Source organism: Acinetobacter sp. YH01022 (assembly GCF_013420235.1).
In the GTDB taxonomy this organism is placed as follows: Bacteria; Pseudomonadota; Gammaproteobacteria; order Pseudomonadales; family Moraxellaceae; genus Acinetobacter.
Window position 1 is genome coordinate 42,731 of sequence record NZ_VOYP01000018.1, and the last position, 20,558, is coordinate 63,288.

Sequence of the window (20,558 nt, forward strand, 5' to 3'; positions counted from 1 at the left end):
TTTCGGACTTTCTTGCGAGGCGACACCGTTCAGGTCGAGTGTTACTCGACTTAATCATGTGCATGCCGAGCATAGCTCTTTGTCTTGCGCAGCGGTGAAACAGCGTTTCACTCATCGCTGCTCAGGTTTTACGCTACTGGAAGTCATGGTTGCTTTGGCGATTTTTGCCACTGCTGCAATTGCTTTTACCAAAGTGGCGATGCAATACACCCAGGCAACATCCAATGCCATTTTAAGAACCAAGGCGCAATTCGTGGCCTTGAATGAAGTCGCCGTGATGGAAATCAATCAGGAATGGTTGCAGGGAACCCAATCCAAACAGGTCACCCAGCAAGGTGAAACTTGGCAAATTGACAAATCTGCGCAATTGACCATTAGTCCAAATGTACAACGCATAGAAGTACAGGTCAGTTTGTTTAATGTGAAAAGTGGCAAGGTTGAATCGGGAGTGACGCATTTGGTTTTCTTCAACCCGAAGGCCAAAGCATGAAAAAGCAGACTACGAAAAATAAAAAAGGTTTCACTTTGGTTGAACTTTTGGTGGCAATTGCCATCTTTAGTGTGCTTTCCGCATTGGGCTGGAAAGTCTTTGATTATTTAATTAAAGTCAAAGACCGTAATGCTGAACATGAGATCAATTTGGGTCAGCTGCAGGAAGCCTACCAGCAAATTCTGCGTGACACCGTTCAGGTTGTGCCACTGAATGCCAATATCAATGGCGATATTCAGCCTGCTTTGGTTTTGCAAAATGGTCGATTTAATTTTAGTAAAACCGGGGTCACTGATCCTTTACAGCAAGGTATTTCTCCGGACGAGCGTGTGGAATATCAATATCGTGCCGATGAAAAGAAACTGTACCGACTGAAATACCGTAATTTAAACAGTACAGGGCGGGATCAGCCTGAATCCAGTGTGCTGTTAAATGATGTTGACCAGTTTCAAATTGTGGTGTTGAATCCGAATGAACTCAATGCATGGCCAGAGGGTCAGGTAGATTTAAACGATGTCACACAAAAACAGATCTTGCCGAGGGGCATTAAAATTAAACTGACCGTCAAAGATGTGTCCTATGAGTGGATTTTCAGTTTATTAAATACCGATTATTTAAAACAGCAAACTGGCACTTCAAATAACAATGCAAATAGCGATACAAATAACTCTACATTATAAGGTTTGGTCCAATTGAACATAAAGTCGCAACAGGGTGTTGCCTTAATTACGATTTTGGTCATGGTGGCATTAGCCACCATCCTGGCTGCGACCATTGCCAAAAGACAGGCCAATACAGCTGAAAATACGGCATATTTAATGCGCCAAAATCAATCCTTGCTATATGCCAAAAGTGCTGAAGCCTTTTTTTCAGAGCTTTTGGTCGATGATGCTGAAAATGCTGGTGCTATTGATCATTTACAGGAAAACTGGGCCAAACCGATGCCGGCTTTTCCTGTAGAGGACGGTTTTATTGCGGGCACTTTAGAGGATCAATCAGGCAAATTTAATTTAAACAGCTTGGTGAATATGGATGGTACGCCCAATCCTCAGGCAAAAGCATGGTTTGAAAAACTGCTGCTACGTGTGGGATTACCTGAAAAGTTAACTGAGGCAGTGATTGACTGGCAAGATGCCGATAATGAAACCATTGGCTCGATGGGTGCAGAAGCCAGTTATTATCAGGGATTGGCACAAGGTTATTTACCGGCAAACAGTAAATTCCATAATGTGGAAGAACTGAAACTGGTACGTGGCTTTGAGGGAAAAAAATATCAGCAAATTGCTGATTATGTCAGTGCTGTTCCAACCATGGATAGCAAGATAAACATTAATACAGCTCCGGCAATGCTGTTGGCCAGTCTTGATCCCAAGCTGGATATCAAGGCGGTACAACAGGCATTGCAACAGCATCAAGCCAAGTTGGAGCATTTTTCCAGTGTGAATGAGTTATGGGGTATTGAGCCGTTTAGTCAGGTCGGTGCTGATGTGAGAAGTGAGACAAGCAATTTGCTAGATGTAAAATCTGCGTATTTTAAAGCCAAAATTGAAGTGCAGCTCAGCGGACGTAAACGCCAGTTCAGTAGTGATCTGGTACGAAAAGATAAGTCGGTGTATATCGCATCTCGTAGTATGGCTCCATTCTAATTAGATCCCGAGATATGATGAAAAATGAGAAACACATCCATTCAACGGCATGTGTTTCTCCAATGCTATTGAACAGTAAAATTAATGTTCAGAATTTCACTTTTGCTTTATAACTTTCACTTTTGCTTTATAATCAAATTTAATTCACAGATTTTTGATTGCATCACGGCACATGTTAATTCGTAAGTTATTTAAGTTTGAAAATGCTCATATTGTGCGAAACTGCACATCGGATCGCTGTAAGCGTTCGATTCATGGTCATAGCTATAAAGTTGAATTGTTGCTTAAAGCGTCCAAGCTTGATCATGGTCAAATGGTCTATGATTTCGGATTATTAAAAGGCGTAATCAAAGATATTTTTGACAGTTTTGATCATGCGATCTGCTTCTGGCAATATGATGATGCTGAATATATTGCCGCTTGCAAAAAATTTAGTGCCCGCTGGGTATCTTTACCTGTTTCACCTTCTGCAGAACAGTTCTCACGCATTTTCTTCTATCTGGCACAACAGGTGCTTGCATCGACCATTACCCAAAATGGGGAAGGCGACGTAGAGGTTTATTCGGTGATTGTGCATGAAACCGATACCGGTTATGCGCAAAGCTTTATTGAAGATATTGAAAATGAACAAATGGGTGTGCTCAGTCTTGACCAGATTGTATTTTCTGAACAGGTCCAAGCGGAATGGGCAGATCCTGGAATGTATGAAAAATTACAACAAGGCATTAAATTCCAGAATCCAGCGGTCGATCTTCAAGTACAAATTTGAAGAAAATGAAAAAAGTTTGGGCTGGTCAAAAAAAAATAGGAAGCAAGTATGTCTTTAACGGAACAACAGCAAGCTAAACTCGATAAAATCCAGTTAGATGCAAGTTGGAAAAATGCATTGAGCGATTTTTTGCTCAGTGCCAAAATGGATGATCTAAAACAGTTCTTGCTGACTGAAAAACATGCCGATAAAATTATATATCCCCCTAATTCACTCATTTTTAATGCCTTAAATACAACACCTTTCAACCGTGTTAAAGTCGTTATTCTGGGTCAGGATCCTTATCATGGGCCCAATCAGGCACATGGATTAAGTTTTTCAGTACAAAGAGGGGTTGCATTACCGCCATCTTTACGTAATATTTTCCATGAATTAAATACTGATCTGGGTATTCCTGTTCCCAAGCATGGCGATTTAACCCGTTGGGCTGAACAAGGTGTGTTATTGCTCAATGCGGTATTGACTGTTGAAGCAGGACAACCGACATCACACCAGAAACGTGGATGGGAGGATTTTACTGATCATGTGATTGATGCTTTAAATGAGCAGTGTGAACATATCGTGTTTATCCTTTGGGGAGCCTATGCACAACGTAAAGGACAACGTATCGATCAAAATAAACACCTAGTATTGAAAGCTGCACATCCTTCTCCTTTGTCAGCAAATCGTGGTGGTTTTTTTGGTTGTAAAGTATTTTCAAAAGCAAATAATTATCTGAAACAAAATGGCATTGAGCCGATCAATTGGCAGCTGGACGCATGACACAATCTCCTGAACTAAAAAGTTATCATCCTGATCTGATTGTAGAGGAAGCAATCAACGGCTGGCGCATTGTTCGCCTGAATCGGCCGAAATCTCTACATGCTCTGGATGAATCTATCGTTACTGCACTCTTAGAAGTGTTCCAAGATTTTCACCATGATGATGCGGTAAAAGCGATCTGGCTGGATTCGACCACCCCGAAGGCTTTCTGTGCTGGTGGTGATGTCCGTAAACTTCGTCAGTTGGTCATTAATGATGAAGTTGCAACCGCAAACAAATTCTTTGAACAAGAATATGCGCTAGATTTATTGCTGCATAACTATGCCAAGCCAGTACTGGTTTGGGGTGAAGGTTATGTAATGGGTGGTGGTCTGGGCCTGTTTATGGCTGCACCATTCCGCCTGGTGACGCCTTATTCGCGTTTGGCAATGCCTGAAATTAATATCGGCCTGTATCCGGATGTCGGTGCGACACGCTTCTTGGCCGATCGAGGCGCGATTGGTCTGTTTACTGGTTTAACTGGTTCCATTATGACCTCTGCCGGTGCATATGGGATTGGCTGGGCAACCCATATTTGTGATGCACAGCGTGATAATGTGCTGGACAAAGTGCTGAATATTGATTGGGGGCATTATCCGGCAGGAGATTTTCGTGCCATTGATGATACTTTAAACAGTATGCACCGTCCGGTAGGTCCCGGACCTTTACAAAATTCACTGGATGTCATTCATAGCGTTTGCCGTGGGGTGAACTTTGAACATGACTATGAATCTATTATTGGGCTGAGTGATGCACGCAGTGATTGGCTTCGTCAAGCGAGTGAAAATCTGCAAAAAGGTTCGCCTACTACAGCAGCATTAACCTGGTTATTATGGCAGTGGGGCAAGCGTGTTCATTCTTGGAATGAAGTTTTTGAGCTTGAAACGCAAATCTCCAACTGGAAGATTCGTCACCCTGATTTCGTCGAAGGTGTACGGGCGCGTCTGGTTGATAAAGACCTGTCTCCGGAATGGATAAAAGGCAGTGATTTCTCTTTAAAAACCATCTTGTCTGACTGTCCGCCTGTGACCAATATTCAAAGCTGGAATGATCTGTTGAAGCATTACGGTATCATCAGTTAAGCAGATGACTGATGCTACACAATTGACTGACGAATACTGGATGCAGTTTGCGTATAAGCAGGCTGCTATTGCCGCTTCAAAACAGGAGATTCCTGTGGGTGCAGTCATCGTCAGTCAAAATCAGATTATTGGCGCAGGACATAATGCACCCATTTCTTTAAATGATCCCACGGCTCATGCTGAGGTTCAGGCTTTACGCCAAGCCTGTACAAATCTGAATAACTACCGATTACCTGAAGATGCGGTACTTTATGTGACTTTAGAGCCGTGTACCATGTGTGTTGGGGCTTTGATTCATGCACGGGTCTCCAAGGTCGTGTTTGGTGCAACTGAACCGAAAGCAGGTTCCTTAATTAGCATGCGTCGATTATTTGAAACCGGTTACTACAATCATGTTTTCGAGTATGAGGCAGGGTGTATGCAAGAACAGTGTTCCCAGCAGCTCAGCAATTTTTTCAAGATGCGCCGTGAGCAAAAAAAATTGCAGAAGTTACAAGAAAAATCTCTAAATAATCAAAATCATTAATTAAAATCATATAAACTATAATGACAATGAGTATTGTCAATAAAAATCAGGATAAGTCATGAATTCTATTCAAGTAAAAAAAGAATTTAACGCACCCATCGATCAGGTTTTTGATTTGCTATCAAAGCATGCCACCTACAATGTGGCTTTTGCACCGATTCAGGTTGAACGGATTAAAGACTCCAATGATCCTGAGCGTCCGGATGGTGTGGGCTCGGTACGCCGTATGGGTTTTGGTCCCGTCAAGCCTTTACGGGAACAGATTACCTTGCTGGAACCGAATCAGCGTATCGAATACCAGATTGTGAAAAACCCTTTGGTAAAACACCATTTGGGCATTATCGAGTTTGAGGCTAAAGATGATGACAAAACCTTGGTCACCTATACCATTGAATTGCAGGCACGTGCACCTTTTATCAGTAAATTAATCCTTGCACAGCTTAAATCTGCGATTAAACTAGGTTTTTCGAAATTAGCTAAAACTGTATAGGGTAAAGTGGAAAATTAATGACAGTTCAAATTATTACCATAGATGGGCCGAGTGGTTCCGGGAAAGGCACACTTGCGGCTAAACTGGCAGCACATTATCAATTTCATCTGCTTGATTCGGGTGCTCTATATCGTCTGCTCGGGCTGTCATTACATCAACAGGATTTACTCGATTGCCTGGATTCTGAACTGGAGCAATGCGTAAAAATTGCAACAAATTTAGACATAAAGTTTGTTACAACTGAGTCAGGTACGGTGGTCCAGCTTGATGGTGAAGACGTTACTCAAACCATTCGTACTGAACGAGTAGGAGAGTTTGCTTCAAAAGTTGCGGTAGTTCCTGAACTTAGAGCGGCGCTATTGGAGCGTCAACGTGCATTTGCACAAGCCCCGGGGCTGGTTGCAGATGGTAGAGATATGGCAACGTCCATTTTCCCTGAAGCGCAAGCCAAGATTTATCTGACTGCATCGGCTGAATCCCGAGCGGAGCGACGAGTAAAGCAGTTGCAGGGGATGGGGCTAGATGTTAAAATGAACGACATTTTAGCTAATATACAAGCTCGAGACAAAAGAGATATGGAGCGCACGGTCGCCCCACTCAAACCGGCAGCAGATGCATATATTATTGATAGTTCAGAATTGAATATCGATGAAGTATTCAAATTGATGACCCATTTTGTCGACAAGCAGTTAGCCAATTAACGAATTTTCAGCAAAAGCATAGCTAGATCAGTTTATTACGGACTATGTGGAAGCTTAATTAAACCGGCCTTGTCTGATCCAAGACCGCTGACTTATCAGGTATATCATGACCGAATCTTTTGCAGCCCTCTTTGAAGAAAGCGAATTAAACCTCAACGTTGAAAAGGGTGCAGTCATCCAAGGCGTTGTAGTAAATATCGACTCTGACTGGGTAACAGTTGACACTGGCCTTAAATCAGAAGGTATTGTTGACCGCGCTGAATTCTTAAACGACCAACGTGAACTTGAAGTTCAAGTTGGCGATACTGTTGATGTTGTTGTTGAAGCTCTTGACAACGGTATGGGTCAAACAGTTTTATCACGTGAAAAAGCGAAACGTGCTGAAACTTGGACTAAACTTGAAAAAATCTTTGAAGACGGCGAAATCGTTACTGGTGTTATCTCTGGTAAAGTTAAAGGTGGTTTCACTGTTGACATCGGTCCAGTTCGTGCGTTCTTGCCAGGTTCTTTGGTAGACACTCGTCCTATCCGTGATACAACTCACCTTGAAGGCAAAGAGTTAGAATTCAAAGTAATCAAACTTGATGCTAAACGTAACAACGTTGTTGTATCTCGTCGTGCTGTTATGGAAGCTGAATCTTCAGCTGACCGTGAAGCTCTTCTTGCTCAGCTTGAAGAAGGTCAAACAGTTACTGGTACTATCAAGAACCTTACTGATTACGGCGCGTTCGTTGACCTTGGCGGTATCGATGGTCTTCTTCACATCACTGACATGGCTTGGAAACGTATCAAGCACCCTTCAGAAGTTGTTGAAGTTGGACAAGAAGTTACTGTTAAAGTACTTAAATTCGACCGCGAACGTAACCGCGTATCTTTAGGCCTTAAACAATTAGGCGAAGATCCATGGTTAGCGATCATGAACCGTTATCCTAAAGGTTCTATCGTTAAAGCGCGCGTAACTAACCTGACTGACTACGGTTGTTTCGCTGAAATCGCTGAAGGCGTTGAAGGTTTAGTACACGTTTCAGAAATGGACCACACTAACAAAAACATCCACCCATCTAAAGTTGTTCAGATCGGTGACGAAGTTGATGTTATGGTTCTTGAAGTGGACGAAGAACGTCGTCGTATTTCTTTGGGTATCAAACAAACTCGTGCTAACCCATGGGAAGAGTTTGCTAAAGACCACGACAAAGGCGAAAAAGTTTCAGGTACGATCAAATCAATCACTGATTTCGGTATCTTCATCGGTTTACCAGGCGGTATCGATGGTCTAGTTCACTTGTCTGACATCTCTTGGAACGAACAAGGCGAAGAAGCGATTCGTCGTTACAAGAAAGGTGACACTGTTGAAGCAGTTATCCTGTCTGTAGATGCTGAAGGTAACCGTATCAGCCTTGGTATCAAACAAATGAACAGCGATCCGTTCAACGATTTCTTGGCTGCTAACGAACGCGGTGCGCTTGTTAAAGGTACTGTAACTGCAGTTGACGCTCGTGGCGCTACTGTTAAGTTAGCTGACGAAGTTGAAGCGACTCTTAAAGCATCTGAAATCAACCGCGACCGCGTTGAAGATGCAACTAAGTTCCTTGAAGTTGGTCAAGAAGTTGAAGCTAAGATTATCAATGTAGACCGTAAATCTCGCTCTATCAACTTGTCTATCAAAGCGAAAGACGAAGCTGAAGAGAAAGAAGCGGTTGCTAACTTGAAAACAGCTGCAGCTGGTCAAGACAATGGTCCTAAGACTATTGGTGATTTGATCAAAGCTCAAATGGGTAACTAAGTAGATGTTAAAATGTATTGTTAATGTAAATTAACTAATACTTTTTACACAAATACTGTAAACGGTAGCGTAGTATTAACTTATTACGCTACCGTTTTGTATTTAAACAGGTTATTATCGTTTCATCTACAAAGTAGCTTGATAATTAAAGAGGTCGCAGATGACTACTGAAGCACTGAATAAGTCTGACTTAATAGAGCGAATTTCCCTAAAAAATCCACACTTGGCAGAACCTTTGGTTGAAGAAGCTGTTAAGATTATGATTGATCAAATGATAGCCGCATTATCATCTGATAATCGTATTGAAATCCGGGGTTTTGGCAGTTTTGCTTTGCATCACCGTGATCCACGTTTGGGGCGTAATCCTAAAACAGGTCGATCTGTTGAAGTAGCTGCGAAAGCAGTTCCGCATTTTAAACCTGGCAAAGCATTGCGTGATGCAGTAAACGAATCGGTACAGTAATAAAAAATTTATGGGGTGTTTATGCGTTACATTTTAGTCGCATTGCTCATTGTACTTTTTGGCTATTCATTGGCTCTTGTGCTGCAAAATGGTACTGAACTTTCAGTTGACCTATTGTTTACACAGGTACCGGCAATGCGTTTAGGTTTATTGCTGTTATTAACCTTGGCATTAGGTGTGGCATTGGGTTTGTTGTTAGGGGTACAAATTTTCCGGGTATTTCAAAATAATTGGGAAATTAAGCGACTACGTAAAGACATCGAACATCTTCGAAAAGAACAAATACAGGCGGCACAACTGGCAGCAGCTGAGGCAGCAGCTCATAGCAGACATGAAAAAACAGTTTTAGACATTCATTCGAATGATCGTTCGTCTAATCCCTTGTAGTGCTGTGTGTTAGTGATAATGTTTGGGTTTTAGCCAGCCAGCTTGAAACCGAAACATTGAATAAATTTTGGGACACCCTAAAGTAAATGCTTCAGGGTGTTTTTTATTTTTACAAGCTAACCTTATAAGGAAAATTTAAAGCAATAACGTCAATGAACTAATTTTTTATCACTTTGTTAAACCTTGGAATACCTTTTATAATAAGCTTTCTTTTTTGTCTGAGCGAAGGTAAGTCTCTTGAGTATCATTGTTGCACTGGATGCTAAAAGCCAATATGACGCATTAACGATTGCAGAGCAGTTAGACCCTGCATTATGTCGGGTGAAAGTTGGTAAAGAGCTATTTACTCATGAAGGCCCAAATGTGGTAAAGGCATTACATGACAAGGGTTTTGAAGTTTTCCTGGACTTGAAGTTTCATGATATTCCCAATACTACGGCTCAAGCCGTATGTGCAGCAGCAGACCTAGGTGTTTGGATGGTGAATGTGCATGCATCAGGTGGCCGTAAGATGATGGAAACCTGTGTAGAGCGATTAAAAGCCGGTAACTATAATACGCAGCTGATTGCAGTGACTGTACTGACTTCAATGGGGCGTGAAGATTTAAAAGATATTGGTTTAGATGTTGAACCATTTGAACAAGTGCAACGTCTTGCAAAACTCACTCAGGAAAGTGGTCTGGATGGGGTGGTTTGTTCTGCTCAGGAAGCCAAAATGCTGCGTGAAATTTTAGGCCAGGGCTTTGCTTTAGTCACTCCTGGTATTCGTCCGGCAGGTTCAGCTGCGGATGATCAGAAACGTATTGTCACCCCTAAGCAAGCCATGCTGGATGGTTCTACACATTTGGTGATTGGCCGTCCAATTACCAAGTCGGACAATCCGCGTCAAATGCTAAAAGATATTTTGGCGACCTTGTAACTTTACACCCTCTCCCTTGCGGAGCAGTACTCCTCATCTCCCAAAGGGAGAGAGAACGTCTCATTATTGTAAAAATGGACAAGTTCTCCTTCTGGGAGATGAGGTAGGTGAGGGATAAATATAAAAATTAAACTGCTGCCAGCACACTCACCAATATGGGCGCTAGTATAGAAAGAATAAAGCCGCTGACCATGGCGTGTGGAATAAAATCATTGCCACAGGCCTGTTTTACCATCGGCAAAGTGACATCCATTGCTGTTGCTCCTGCTGAAGAAATTGCAGAGCGTGGATAACGCCAACCGATAATATACATAAACACAATTGCCAATATTTCTCGAAACAGGTCATTCATCAGTGTAATACTACCAAGATGGGCATTTTTGAGTTCTGTGACCACAATACCAGTCATGGAATAAAAGCCATAACCTTGGGACAGCATGATGAGATCTTTTAAACTGATGTCTTGAATCAGTGTAGCTGTAACGAAAGCACCCAGTAGTGAACCGGCTATACAGCCCAATGGCACCAGTAAAATTTTCCAGTTCAGCCAGGATCGGTCTAAGGGTGAATAGGCAAGATCCAAGCCAATCATGAACATGAACGCCAGTAATAGGTTCCAGGTACTTATATGCAATGTGTAGCCCATGTAGGCTGTAGATTCAGAAAGTACATAACCTAATAGTAAGGCAATAAAAGCATAACTGATATTGATCAGGGATTTGCTCACAAGGCTCATAGACACTTTGCCGTGACTCGGTTGATAACCCAAAAGCCTGAATAACACATAACAGCAGAGGAATGCGCCGAGGCTGGTGAGTATGGCTAAAACAGCGGCCTGATTCAGGATTTGCCAAGGCTGAGCAATCGTATGTAATGTTTGCCTAAATTCAATGGCAATAGCAATCAGCAGAATATAGGTAAAATAGGGCAGAATCTTAAAAGCAAGATGCACAAGCCAGTGAGGTAAGCGTCTTGCCAAAACAAATCCGAGCACTAAACAAAGCAGTAACTGGAAAATCAACCAAAAGGATTGCATAAAGAATTAAGCAGCTAATAAATACCTGTTTATTATGACCGTTAAATATTTAGGCTGCACGACTTCCAGCTGTTTTATTTAGCAGACGGAAGTCAGCAGGATTAAGCTTTTTTGTCTGTAGCCAGTATTTCCAGGTATAAGTAGGCCACAGGGCAAAGTTCTTGCCGCTATCTTGCTGGTACCAGCTCACACAGCCAGATTGCCAGACTGTGCCATCAAGCAATTTTTGTACACGCTGGTTGAATCGGTCTTGTACCTGATCTTTAACCACAATGGCATGACTTTGCGTGTTTTTAACCAGTTCAATCATTTGTAGAATATAGTTCACCTGAGATTCAATCATAAAAATCACGGAGTTGTGTGCCAAAACCGTATTAGGTCCCAGCAACTGAAATAAATTGGGAAAGCCTTTGGTACACATCCCATAGAAGCTTTCTGCACCCTCCTGCCAGGCACCGCGCAAATCTTGTCCGTGTTCACCACTACATTGAAATGATTTTAGATAGATGCGTGGATCGGTAATAAAACCGGTTCCATAAATTAAGCAATCAATCTTACGTTCTTTGCCATCTTTGGTAATGATGCTGTTTTCAGTAAATTCCTGAATAGCCTCGGTCACCAGTTCAACATTGCTTCGGTTAAAAGTGGGATAGTACTTATTGGATACCAAAATACGTTTGCATCCCATGATGTAATCAGGTGTCAGTTTTTGCACCAGATTTTTGTCTTTGACCTGAAACTTGATAAAAGCTTCTGCCAGTTTTTGGGTGTATTTCATCACTGCAGGTTGAACAATGGGAACCACGCGAGATTCATTGGACCAATATAAGCGTGCCCGGTGCAGTTTCCTAAACCAGTCTAGTTTTTTAAATAATTTCTTTTCAACATTCCAATAGCGGCGTTCATCTCTAGGAATGACCCAAGCCGCAGTACGCTGGAACACATAGAGTTGCTTAACTTTAGCTGCAATTTCTGGAATGTATTGAATTGCACTCCCACCTGTCCCAATTGAAGCAACATTTTTGTCTGTCAAGTCATATTGGTGATCCCATTGTGAGGAATGAAAAACTTTACCCTGAAACTTTTCAATGCCCTTGATATGAGGGATATGGGGTACATGTAAAGGGCCGGATGCAAAAACCACAAATTGAGCAATTAAAGTTTGTTCATTATTGAGGATGAGTTTCCAGTCACAACTTTGTTCATTGTATTGGGCAGCCAGAACTTCACGATTAAATTGGCAATATTTTTCCAGGTTAAAGCCAGTGACTAAATCTTGTATATATTTAAAGATTTCGGGTGCTTCAGCATAGCGTTTTGACCAGTCGCTTTTGGGGGCAAAAGAAAGGGAATACATATGGGACTGGACATCGCAGGTTGCACCGGGATATTGGTTTTCGCGCCAGGTTCCCCCTACATCACTGGCTTTTTCCAGGATCACAAAATCATGCATATTGCTTTGTAGTAGACGTATAGCCATCGCCAAACCGCCAAAGCCTGCACCAATGATAGCGATTTTTGTTTGTGTTGGCATAGATTGCTGCAGTGTTTGATTGTGCATTTTTTATTGGCCTTATTGCTTCTATTATTTTTGTATCTTATAGCAAGGGTGAGATAACCGACATGATAGCCATGACAGAAAAATTGATAGTTTCGGCAATTTGCAAGCATGAAAAATTATAGTAAAAATTAAGAAGTTATTTTGATGTGATCCTGCTATGAAACGTTCCATTCTCGGCTTGATGTATTTAATTCAAGGCATGCGTAAAGCTGGGATTGCTGTTGATCCAAAACTTCAAAGTATTGGACTGCGTGCGGATGCATTGGATCCTAGCTCAATTATTCATCCAGGTCTGGAATGGGATGTGCTTAAAGTTATTGGGCAGGATGTGGCACCAGAAAAAGGTCTGTTTATTGGGCAGCATTATGCACTTGCGGGTTATGGTCCTTTACTGATGTTATTGGTTACCAGTGAAAATATCCGTACTGCTTTAGAGCAGGGGATTCGCTATCAGGCATTAACTCATTTAACAGGTGTGTTGAGTTTAAAATATAAAGCTCAAAAGATGGCTTTGTGCTATGTACCTGAAGATTTAAACAGTGATCTCGGACTGTTGCGAGCACAATGTGAAATATCGGGAACTTATAAATTTATTCAAGATCTGTATAACATGATGGGCTTAAGTATTCCCCGAATGCAGATTGAACTGCCGTTTGTGCTGCCTGAAAATCAGCAGGATCTAGATGTCTATCAGGATTACTATGGTGCTGAATTACAGTTTACTGCCGAGTCTGCAGAATTCTGGTTTGATGATGCTGTGTTAAATGTACAAATTCCTTCAGCAGATAAAATGACCTTTAATCTTTATGAGAGCAAATGTATTGCTGAGTTGGAGCGTTTAAAGATGAATAAATCTGTACCCTCCCTGGTGCAGCGTGTGCAAGATTATCTGGAGCTGCAAGCAGGTGTAATGCCTAGCATGGCAGAGACGGCACAAGCGCTGCAAATTCCAGAACGTACGTTGCGGCATCAACTGCAACAGTTACAAAGCAGTTATAAACAGATACGTGAACAATTGATTAAAGACAAGGCATTAAGATTGATGGAATATAAAGAATATTCCATTGAAATGATTGCAGAATTGCTGGGTTATTCAGAGCCTGCAGCTTTCAATCATGCCTTTAAACGCTGGTTTGGACAAAGTCCACGCCAGTACTTTAAGTAGTTTTGTAAATAGCCTAAGTATATTAATGCCAAAGTGTTATATATTTCACCTCAACCTTCGCTATACTTTCAATAGCCTAAAATAGTATTCAATCCTATGTCAGATTTAAATTCTAAGCACAGTACAGCCTTTATTCCCTTATCACCTGCGGAGCGCTATGCACAGGCCATCGCGTCTGGTCAGTTCATGCCGGATGAGGCGCAGGCGCAAGCTGTACATGAGTTGGATCGCGTTTGGCAAGAGTTGATTCAGCGTTTCAAAGCTTCAAAAAAAGCGTTTCGCCGTTTTCGTCGTCAAACCTCACCACGAGGTGTATATATGTGGGGTGGTGTAGGGCGAGGTAAAACCTGGTTAATGGACCAGTTTTTTGAGTCGATTCCGTTTCGCCGTAAAACGCGCATGCATTTTCATCATTTCATGCAACATGTACATCGTGAGCTGAATAAATTATCAGGGCAGCGAAATCCGTTGGATCAGGTTGCAGACCAGATTTACCAGCAGGCAGTGGTCATCTGTTTTGATGAATTTTTTGTTTCCAATGTCACAGATGCCATGATTCTGAGCGAGTTATTCCAGAAACTCTTTACCCGTGGCATTACCTTGGTGGCGACTTCAAATATTGCACCCGATGGTTTATATAAAAATGGAATCCATCGTGACCGTTTTATACCTACCATTGAAATGGTGAAAAAACATTGTGTAGTTCTCAATGTGGATGCCGGCGTGGATTATCGTTTACGTGTGCTGAAACAGGCACAACTGTTTAAACATCCATTAACACATGAGCATAAACTCTGGATTGCGCAGCGCTTTACTGCTTTAACCCAGACTCAAACCCAATCTCAAGAACCGATTATCATCAATAACCGTATTGTTGAAACCATTGGTCATACTGAAGATGTGTTATGGTGTGAATATTCAGAGCTGTGTTTAAAACCGCGCAGTCCGGCTGACTTTATTGAAATCGCCAATATCTATAATACTGTACTGGTCAGTAATGTGCCGCATTTGACCGATTATCTATCGGAAGGTACACGCCGTTTTATCTATCTGGTCGATGAGTTTTACGATCGTGGGGTCAAACTATTGCTGACTTCGGAAGACAGTATTATTGACATTTATCAAGGCGAAAAACTGGCCTTTGAAATTGAACGCACACGTTCACGTTTACTGGAAATGCAGTCTGATGATTATCTGAACTCTGAACATAGACAAATACAGGGGTCGGCCTCAGAAGCCAGCTAAAGATCAAGCGCCTAAACAGGCGCTTTTTTTTACATAAATTGTTTGAGTGTTTTATCGACATTTTGTTCTATTCGTGGCTTAATCTTTGCTCGACAGTGATAGAAATAGCGTTTTTGGTTGGTTTTAAAACAAAATTCTGCACTTAAGTCTAATTTCGACATTTTAAAAACTTTATAGACTATAAAAAGGTATTCAGGCAGATAATAATGTTGCATTTGTGATCTTTATTTTATTGAGTGATGTTTACATTCATTTATTAGAAAATGATCATTATTTAGGAATGTGATAATACTATTCAGCTAGGTATAAATCGGTATACTAGAATCTCTTGTTATAAAAAGTAGCAATATCAGGAAAGACAATGACTGCACGTATTCAAAAAGGCAAGTTAGCGATTGCTAAAGAACTTTACGATTTCATCGAAAATGAAGCATTACCAGGTTCTGGTTTGGACAGTGAAACATACTGGAAAAACTTTGAACAAGTCGTTGTCGATCTTAGTCCAAAGAACAAAGCACTATTGGCTAAGCGTGATGACCTTCAAGCTAAAATTGATGAATGGCACCGCAACAACAAATTTGAACTCGAAGCTTACAAAGCTTTCCTTACTGAAATTGGCTACTTATTACCAGAAGTAGAAGATTTCCAAATCAGCACAGAAAATGTAGATGAAGAAATCGCATTATTGGCTGGTGCGCAATTGGTAGTACCTGTGCGTAATGCACGTTACTGCTTGAATGCGGCAAACGCACGTTGGGGTTCTCTATACGATGCGCTTTACGGTTTCGACGTAATCTCTGAAGAAGGTGGCGCGGAAAAAGGTAAGGGCTATAACCCGGTTCGTGGCGCAAAAGTTATCGAATTTGCTAAAAACTTCTTAAACGAAACCTTCCCTCTGGTAAATGGTTCACATGCAGATGCAACCAAATATGCGGTTGAAGGCAAAAAATTAGTTGTGACGCTAAAAGATGGTTCAACAACGAGTTTAGCAAAAGAAGGGCAATTTGTAGGTTTCAATGGTGATGAAGCTGCACCAACTGAAATCGTACTTTTAAACAATGGCTTACACGTTATTGTTGAAATTGATGCAACCAGCCCGATTGGTCAAACTGACGCTGCTGGCGTAAAAGATCTTGTACTTGAAGCTGCTGTAACCACCATTCAAGACTTGGAAGACTCTATCGCAGCTGTAGATGCTGAAGAGAAAGTTGAAGGCTACCGTAACTGGTTGGGCTTGATGCGCGGTACACTTTCTGAATCAATCGAGAAAAACGGTAAAACCGTGACTCGTACATTGAACCAGGACCGTACTCATAAAAACCTGATTGGTGGTGAAACGACGCTTCATGGCCGTTCATTGATGTTGCTTCGTAACGTGGGTCACTTGATGACAAACCCTGCGATCTTGGTAGATGGTCAAGAAATCTACGAAGGTATCATGGATGCGTTAATCACGCCGTTATTGACTTTTGCTGACATTAAAGGCGAAAACACGATCAAGAACTCGCGTAAAGGTTCTATGTATATCGTGAAGCCAAAAATGCATGGTCCAGAAGAAGTTGCATTTGCAGTTGAGTTATTTGAACGTGCTGAACAGGCACTTGGTTTACCTGCGAAAACTTTAAAAATCGGCATCATGGATGAAGAACGTCGTACATCTGTGAACCTGAAAAACTCTATCGCTCAGGCGAAAGACCGTACCATCTTCATTAACACCGGTTTCATGGACCGTACAGGCGATGAAATCCATACGTTTATGGAAGCAGGTCCATTTGTTCGTAAAGGTGAAGTGAAGTCACAAATCTGGTTCCCGGCTTATGAAAACCGTAACGTGATGATCGGTCTTCAAGCAGGTTTACGTGGTAAGGCGCAAATTGGTAAGGGCATGTGGCCAAAACCAGATATGCTTGCAGATATGTACAAAACCAAGATTGAGCATCCAGAAGCTGGCGCAAGCTGTGCATGGGTTCCGTCTCCATCTGGCGCTGTGATTCACGCGATCCATTACCATCAATGCAACGTGTCTGAGCGTCAAAAAGAATTGTTGAATACTCAGCCGTTATCATTAGATGACTTGTTAACTCCACCTTTAGCAACAGATACTAACTGGACTGCTGAAGAGAAAACTAAAGAGCTTGAAAATAACCTTCAAGGTATTTTGGGTTATGTAGTTCGTTGGGTTGATCTGGGTGTAGGTTGTTCTAAAGTGCCAGACATCAACGATGTTGGCTTGATGGAAGACCGTGCGACATTACGTATTTCTTCTCAACACGTTGCAAACTGGTTGCGTCACGGTATTGTAAGCAAAGAGCAAGTGGAAGAAGTGATGCAACGTATGGCTAAAGTGGTTGATGAGCAAAACGCAAATGATCCAGCTTACACACCAATGGCACCAGGTTTTGATGGCTGTGCTTACAAAGCTGCATATGACTTAGTCTTTAAAGGTGCTGAACAACCTTCTGGTTATACTGAACCGCTACTTCATGCATACCGTTTGAAATTAAAAGGTTACACAGGTGATTAATCCTGCGTAATCAAGCTACATAAAAAAGCCTCTTCGGAGGCTTTTTTATTGTCTAAAAGTAACAAAAATTCTTTTATTCTGGCACTTTAATACATTCAGTTATACATTAATCTTCAAAGCAAAATAACTAAAGGATTTGATGATGCAAGCTTATCAATTTAATGATGAACAATTTATAGCAGGACATTGGCTAAAAGGAACGTCAACCCATACGCTTCATAATCTCAATCCTTATACTCAAGAACTTATTTTAAAATTGCAGGCTGCCAGCCTTGTCGATGTGGATAGTGCTTATTCGGCTGCAGAGCGTAGTTTTGCTACCTAGTCGCAAACGCTTCCATCCAAGCGTAAAAACATTATCCTCCGAGTTTTGGATGTGGTCAAAAATAGACGCGAAGAAATCATTGACTGGCTCATTCAGGAGTCTGACAGCACACGTTTTAAAGCCAATATTGAAGTAGATGCTGTATTGGGTATTATCAATGAGGCCATCACATTTCCTGAAAGAATGGAAATCCAGAAATTGCAATCTATAGACCCTACTCGCAAAAGCCATGTAGTACGAAAAGCGCTCGGCGTGATTGCAGTAATTAGTCCTTGGAACTTTCCATTTCATCTTAGTATGCGTTCTGTAGTCACAGCCCTAGCAATTGGAAATTGTGTGGTGTTAAAGCCTGCAAGTGATACACCTATTACAGGAGGAATGCTACTTGCCAAAATTTTTGAAGAAGCGGGTCTCCCTGAGGGGGTATTCAGTGTGGTTGCCGGTTTAGGTGGTGAAATAGGGGATTACTTTGTTGAGCACGATACCCCTAAAATGATTTCATTTACAGGTTCAACCTTAGTTGGAAAACGTGTTGGGCAATTGGCAGTTGGTGGTAGCCATCTGAAGCGAATAGCACTGGAACTGGGCGGTAATGCGCCTTTAGTGGTGCTGGATGATGCTGATCTGGATCTGGCAGTGGAACTCGCTGTGGTGGGACGTTTTTTGCATCAGGGACAAATTTGCATGAGTACCAATCGGGTGATTGTCGATGCTAAAGTTTATGATACTTTTGTTGAAAAACTGGTCATTCGCACTAAAAACATTGTCTACGGTGACCCTGAGCAAGAGGATACTCTCATTGGCCCGATTATTAATGGGGCACAAGTTGAAAAAATAAAACACATTATTGCTCAGGCACTGCAAGAGGGGACTAAACTTATCGTGAGAGGTGATATTCAAGATAATATGGTGCCACCGCATATTTTTATTGATGTCAATCCTGAATCCAGTTTAGCCAAAGAAGAAAGTTTTGGGCCAGTCTTACCGATCATTAAGGCTCAAGATGAAGCCGATGCTTTGCGTTTGGCTAATAACACAGCCTATGGGCTATCCAGCGCAGTATGTACCACCGATCTCGAGCGCGGAACTCGTTTTGCAATGCAGATTGATGCAGGTATGACACATATCAATTCCATAACCGTGGCAGATCAGCCGAATGCACCCTTTGGCGGAGAGCGAAATTCAGGCTTGGGACGGTTTAATGGACAGTGGATATTGGATGAGTTCAGCCGTACACATTGGTTAACGCTTCCGAATAGTCATGTGAAGTAGAAATGATGTGATTAAAGTTATAATGCAATAAGTTTTAATTTAAGTCTTATTGTATGTGCGCTAATTTTAAACCGCTTACTTTAAAGCAGCTTCGTGAGTTGAATCTTCCGGATATTCCTTTTGAATATCCGGATGAGGTCTATCCAAATTATGAGTTGCCCTTGCTGTTCAAATCAGCGCAAGGTTTGGAGTGGCGTAAGGTTGGTTTTGGGATGGTACCTAAATGGGCTGAAGATAAAACTATTGCCCTAAAAACCTATAATGCTCGAAATGAAACTTTGCTACAAAAACCGACATTTATAAATGCTGCTTCAAAATGCAAATTTGGCGTGATGCCGGTGAGTGAGTTTTATGAGTCAAAATATATTGAGAATAAGCCTCAACGTTGGGGGGTACGCCGAAAGGACGGCCATGCTTTTTATATTGCAGCGCTCTATGAAATTTGCCGAATTGGAGATGAAATTATTCGTTCAGCAACCATGCTTACGATGGATGCTATAAATCACCCTATGATGAAAGATTTTCATGAACCCGGAAATGTAAAACGCTCAGTGATTATTATTCCTCACGAGCGTTTAGAGGAATGGTTAAGTTTGAACTCACCAGATATTCATTCTTTCGTAGAAGGGTTTCCGGAGGTAGATTTTGAATGTTCACATGTTCCAAAGGCAAAAATCGAAAAAATTAGTCCCCAACTTAATTTTTTCGATTAAGCTTAGATGATTACGATAAATTTTTAAAAATATGTTGCAGGCTTTCCATCATTTTTTCAATTTGTAATGGAGTTAGGCCTTGGTAAGATTGTTTGAGAACTATATTGCTCAGATCTTTAATTTTCAGGGTCATTCGTTGTCCTTTCTCGGTTAAGACAACTCGGGTAATCCGGGCATCATCTTCACATGAATAGGTTTCAACTAGTCCTTCATCTTTTAAACGATAGACGATTTTGGTGGTGGTCGACATTTTGGAAATGACCATTTCGGAGAGGTCTGAGACGCTGGCATGAGGTTTGGATTTTAGTGACAGTAAAATACGGCGACGTGAATTGTCCAGACCATATTTTTTCAGTGCATGATCTAGTTTTTTTACACTTTGTGCATGAACTTGAGTAATCCAGTAGTAGGGGAAATCTCCTAAATCAAAATTTTCACCAGATAGAAGTAAAAATCTACTATATTTCTTGGGCATTGTTTATTTTCTCCCATTAATTTTTTATTTATAATTTATTGCTTCAACATTTTTTAGAAAAGGCGGATTCAAGCGGCAAGTGCAACAGTATAAAAACCAGCCATAACTTCACTCGGTGTATGCCAACCTAGTGTTTTTCTAGGACGATGGTTGAGTGCAAATTCTATCTGCTCTATTTGTTCGTTT

At 41.5% G+C, this 20,558-nt stretch carries 20 protein-coding genes and 2 pseudogenes; 18 read left to right on the forward strand and 4 right to left on the reverse strand.

Annotation, left to right across the window (positions count from 1 at the left end):
* Window positions 1-94: 94 nt before the first annotated feature.
* The 13 genes from gspI (at window position 95) to pyrF (ending at window position 10,056) form a co-directional block, all read left to right on the forward strand.
* Window positions 95-490 carry a type II secretion system minor pseudopilin GspI gene (gene gspI, locus FTT87_RS08345; protein WP_368737324.1) on the forward strand — a complete coding sequence of 132 codons (396 nt, stop codon included), beginning with the start codon at window positions 95-97 and terminating at the stop codon, window positions 488-490.
* Window positions 487-1,170, forward strand: coding sequence for a type II secretion system minor pseudopilin GspJ (gene gspJ, locus FTT87_RS08350; protein ID WP_180041649.1), 684 nt, complete (start codon window positions 487-489; stop codon window positions 1,168-1,170). Before gspI ends, gspJ begins: the two co-directional genes overlap by 4 nt.
* Before the next feature lie 18 nt (window positions 1,171-1,188).
* Entirely contained in the window at window positions 1,189-2,136 is a 948-nt protein-coding gene (gspK, locus tag FTT87_RS08355; protein ID WP_180041855.1) for a type II secretion system minor pseudopilin GspK, read from the forward strand.
* Between the two features lie 172 nt (window positions 2,137-2,308).
* A complete protein-coding gene (locus tag FTT87_RS08360) occupies window positions 2,309-2,905 on the forward strand; it encodes a 6-carboxytetrahydropterin synthase (protein WP_180041646.1) in 597 nt (198 codons plus the stop codon).
* Window positions 2,906-2,953: 48 nt separating this feature from the next.
* On the forward strand, window positions 2,954-3,667 hold the full coding sequence (gene ung / locus FTT87_RS08365) for a uracil-DNA glycosylase (RefSeq protein ID WP_086195473.1): 714 nt from the start codon (window positions 2,954-2,956) through the stop codon (window positions 3,665-3,667).
* A complete protein-coding gene (locus FTT87_RS08370) occupies window positions 3,664-4,788 on the forward strand; it encodes an enoyl-CoA hydratase/isomerase family protein (RefSeq protein ID WP_086195472.1) in 1,125 nt (374 codons plus the stop codon). The genes ung and FTT87_RS08370 overlap by 4 nt, the downstream gene beginning before the upstream one ends.
* A 4-nt stretch (window positions 4,789-4,792) precedes the next feature.
* A complete protein-coding gene (gene tadA / locus FTT87_RS08375; protein ID WP_180041644.1) occupies window positions 4,793-5,314 on the forward strand; it encodes a tRNA adenosine(34) deaminase TadA in 522 nt (173 codons plus the stop codon).
* Between the two features lie 58 nt (window positions 5,315-5,372).
* Window positions 5,373-5,804 (forward strand): SRPBCC family protein, encoded by a 432-nt coding sequence (locus tag FTT87_RS08380; protein ID WP_086195470.1) that lies wholly within the window; start codon window positions 5,373-5,375, stop codon window positions 5,802-5,804.
* 17 nt (window positions 5,805-5,821) lie between these two features.
* The gene (gene cmk, locus FTT87_RS08385) at window positions 5,822-6,505 is read left to right on the forward strand and encodes a (d)CMP kinase (protein ID WP_086195469.1); all 684 of its coding nucleotides are present in this window, start codon (window positions 5,822-5,824) and stop codon (window positions 6,503-6,505) included.
* Between the two features lie 106 nt (window positions 6,506-6,611).
* The gene (gene rpsA, locus FTT87_RS08390) at window positions 6,612-8,288 is read left to right on the forward strand and encodes a 30S ribosomal protein S1 (RefSeq protein WP_086195468.1); all 1,677 of its coding nucleotides are present in this window, start codon (window positions 6,612-6,614) and stop codon (window positions 8,286-8,288) included.
* Window positions 8,289-8,448: 160 nt separating this feature from the next.
* Complete coding sequence (locus FTT87_RS08395; RefSeq protein WP_180041642.1) at window positions 8,449-8,751, forward strand: integration host factor subunit beta; 303 nt, start codon at window positions 8,449-8,451, stop codon at window positions 8,749-8,751.
* Window positions 8,752-8,772: 21 nt separating this feature from the next.
* A complete protein-coding gene (locus FTT87_RS08400; protein ID WP_086195466.1) occupies window positions 8,773-9,138 on the forward strand; it encodes a lipopolysaccharide assembly protein LapA domain-containing protein in 366 nt (121 codons plus the stop codon).
* A gap of 237 nt (window positions 9,139-9,375) precedes the next feature.
* On the forward strand, window positions 9,376-10,056 hold the full coding sequence (gene pyrF, locus FTT87_RS08405; RefSeq protein ID WP_180041640.1) for an orotidine-5'-phosphate decarboxylase: 681 nt from the start codon (window positions 9,376-9,378) through the stop codon (window positions 10,054-10,056).
* 127 nt (window positions 10,057-10,183) lie between these two features.
* Here pyrF and FTT87_RS08410 read toward each other — a convergent pair whose 3' ends face one another.
* Window positions 10,184-11,092: a lysine exporter LysO family protein gene (locus tag FTT87_RS08410; RefSeq protein ID WP_180174685.1), complete on the reverse strand. Its 909-nt coding sequence runs from the start codon at window positions 11,090-11,092 to the stop codon at window positions 10,184-10,186.
* A 49-nt stretch (window positions 11,093-11,141) separates the two neighbouring features.
* Window positions 11,142-12,626 (reverse strand): NAD(P)/FAD-dependent oxidoreductase, encoded by a 1,485-nt coding sequence (locus tag FTT87_RS08415; protein WP_257221630.1) that lies wholly within the window; start codon window positions 12,624-12,626, stop codon window positions 11,142-11,144.
* A 184-nt stretch (window positions 12,627-12,810) separates the two neighbouring features.
* Between FTT87_RS08415 and FTT87_RS08420 the strand changes: the two genes are divergently transcribed.
* The 5 genes and pseudogenes from FTT87_RS08420 (at window position 12,811) to FTT87_RS08440 (ending at window position 19,897) form a co-directional block, all read left to right on the forward strand.
* The gene (locus tag FTT87_RS08420; protein ID WP_180044571.1) at window positions 12,811-13,818 is read left to right on the forward strand and encodes an AraC family transcriptional regulator; all 1,008 of its coding nucleotides are present in this window, start codon (window positions 12,811-12,813) and stop codon (window positions 13,816-13,818) included.
* Between the two features lie 96 nt (window positions 13,819-13,914).
* Window positions 13,915-15,063, forward strand: coding sequence for a cell division protein ZapE (gene zapE / locus FTT87_RS08425; protein ID WP_086195462.1), 1,149 nt, complete (start codon window positions 13,915-13,917; stop codon window positions 15,061-15,063).
* Window positions 15,064-15,424: 361 nt separating this feature from the next.
* Window positions 15,425-17,587 carry a malate synthase G gene (locus tag FTT87_RS08430; protein WP_180174686.1) on the forward strand — a complete coding sequence of 721 codons (2,163 nt, stop codon included), beginning with the start codon at window positions 15,425-15,427 and terminating at the stop codon, window positions 17,585-17,587.
* A 139-nt stretch (window positions 17,588-17,726) separates the two neighbouring features.
* Window positions 17,727-19,184 (forward strand): annotated as a pseudogene (locus FTT87_RS08435) (aldehyde dehydrogenase family protein).
* Between the two features lie 53 nt (window positions 19,185-19,237).
* On the forward strand, window positions 19,238-19,897 hold the full coding sequence (locus tag FTT87_RS08440) for an SOS response-associated peptidase family protein (protein ID WP_180174687.1): 660 nt from the start codon (window positions 19,238-19,240) through the stop codon (window positions 19,895-19,897).
* A 10-nt stretch (window positions 19,898-19,907) separates the two neighbouring features.
* Here the strand turns inward: FTT87_RS08440 and FTT87_RS08445 are convergent, their stop codons facing one another.
* Complete coding sequence (locus FTT87_RS08445; RefSeq protein WP_180044574.1) at window positions 19,908-20,372, reverse strand: MarR family winged helix-turn-helix transcriptional regulator; 465 nt, start codon at window positions 20,370-20,372, stop codon at window positions 19,908-19,910.
* Window positions 20,373-20,440: 68 nt separating this feature from the next.
* Window positions 20,441-20,558 (reverse strand): annotated as a pseudogene (locus FTT87_RS08450) (IS30 family transposase); the annotation flags it as partial.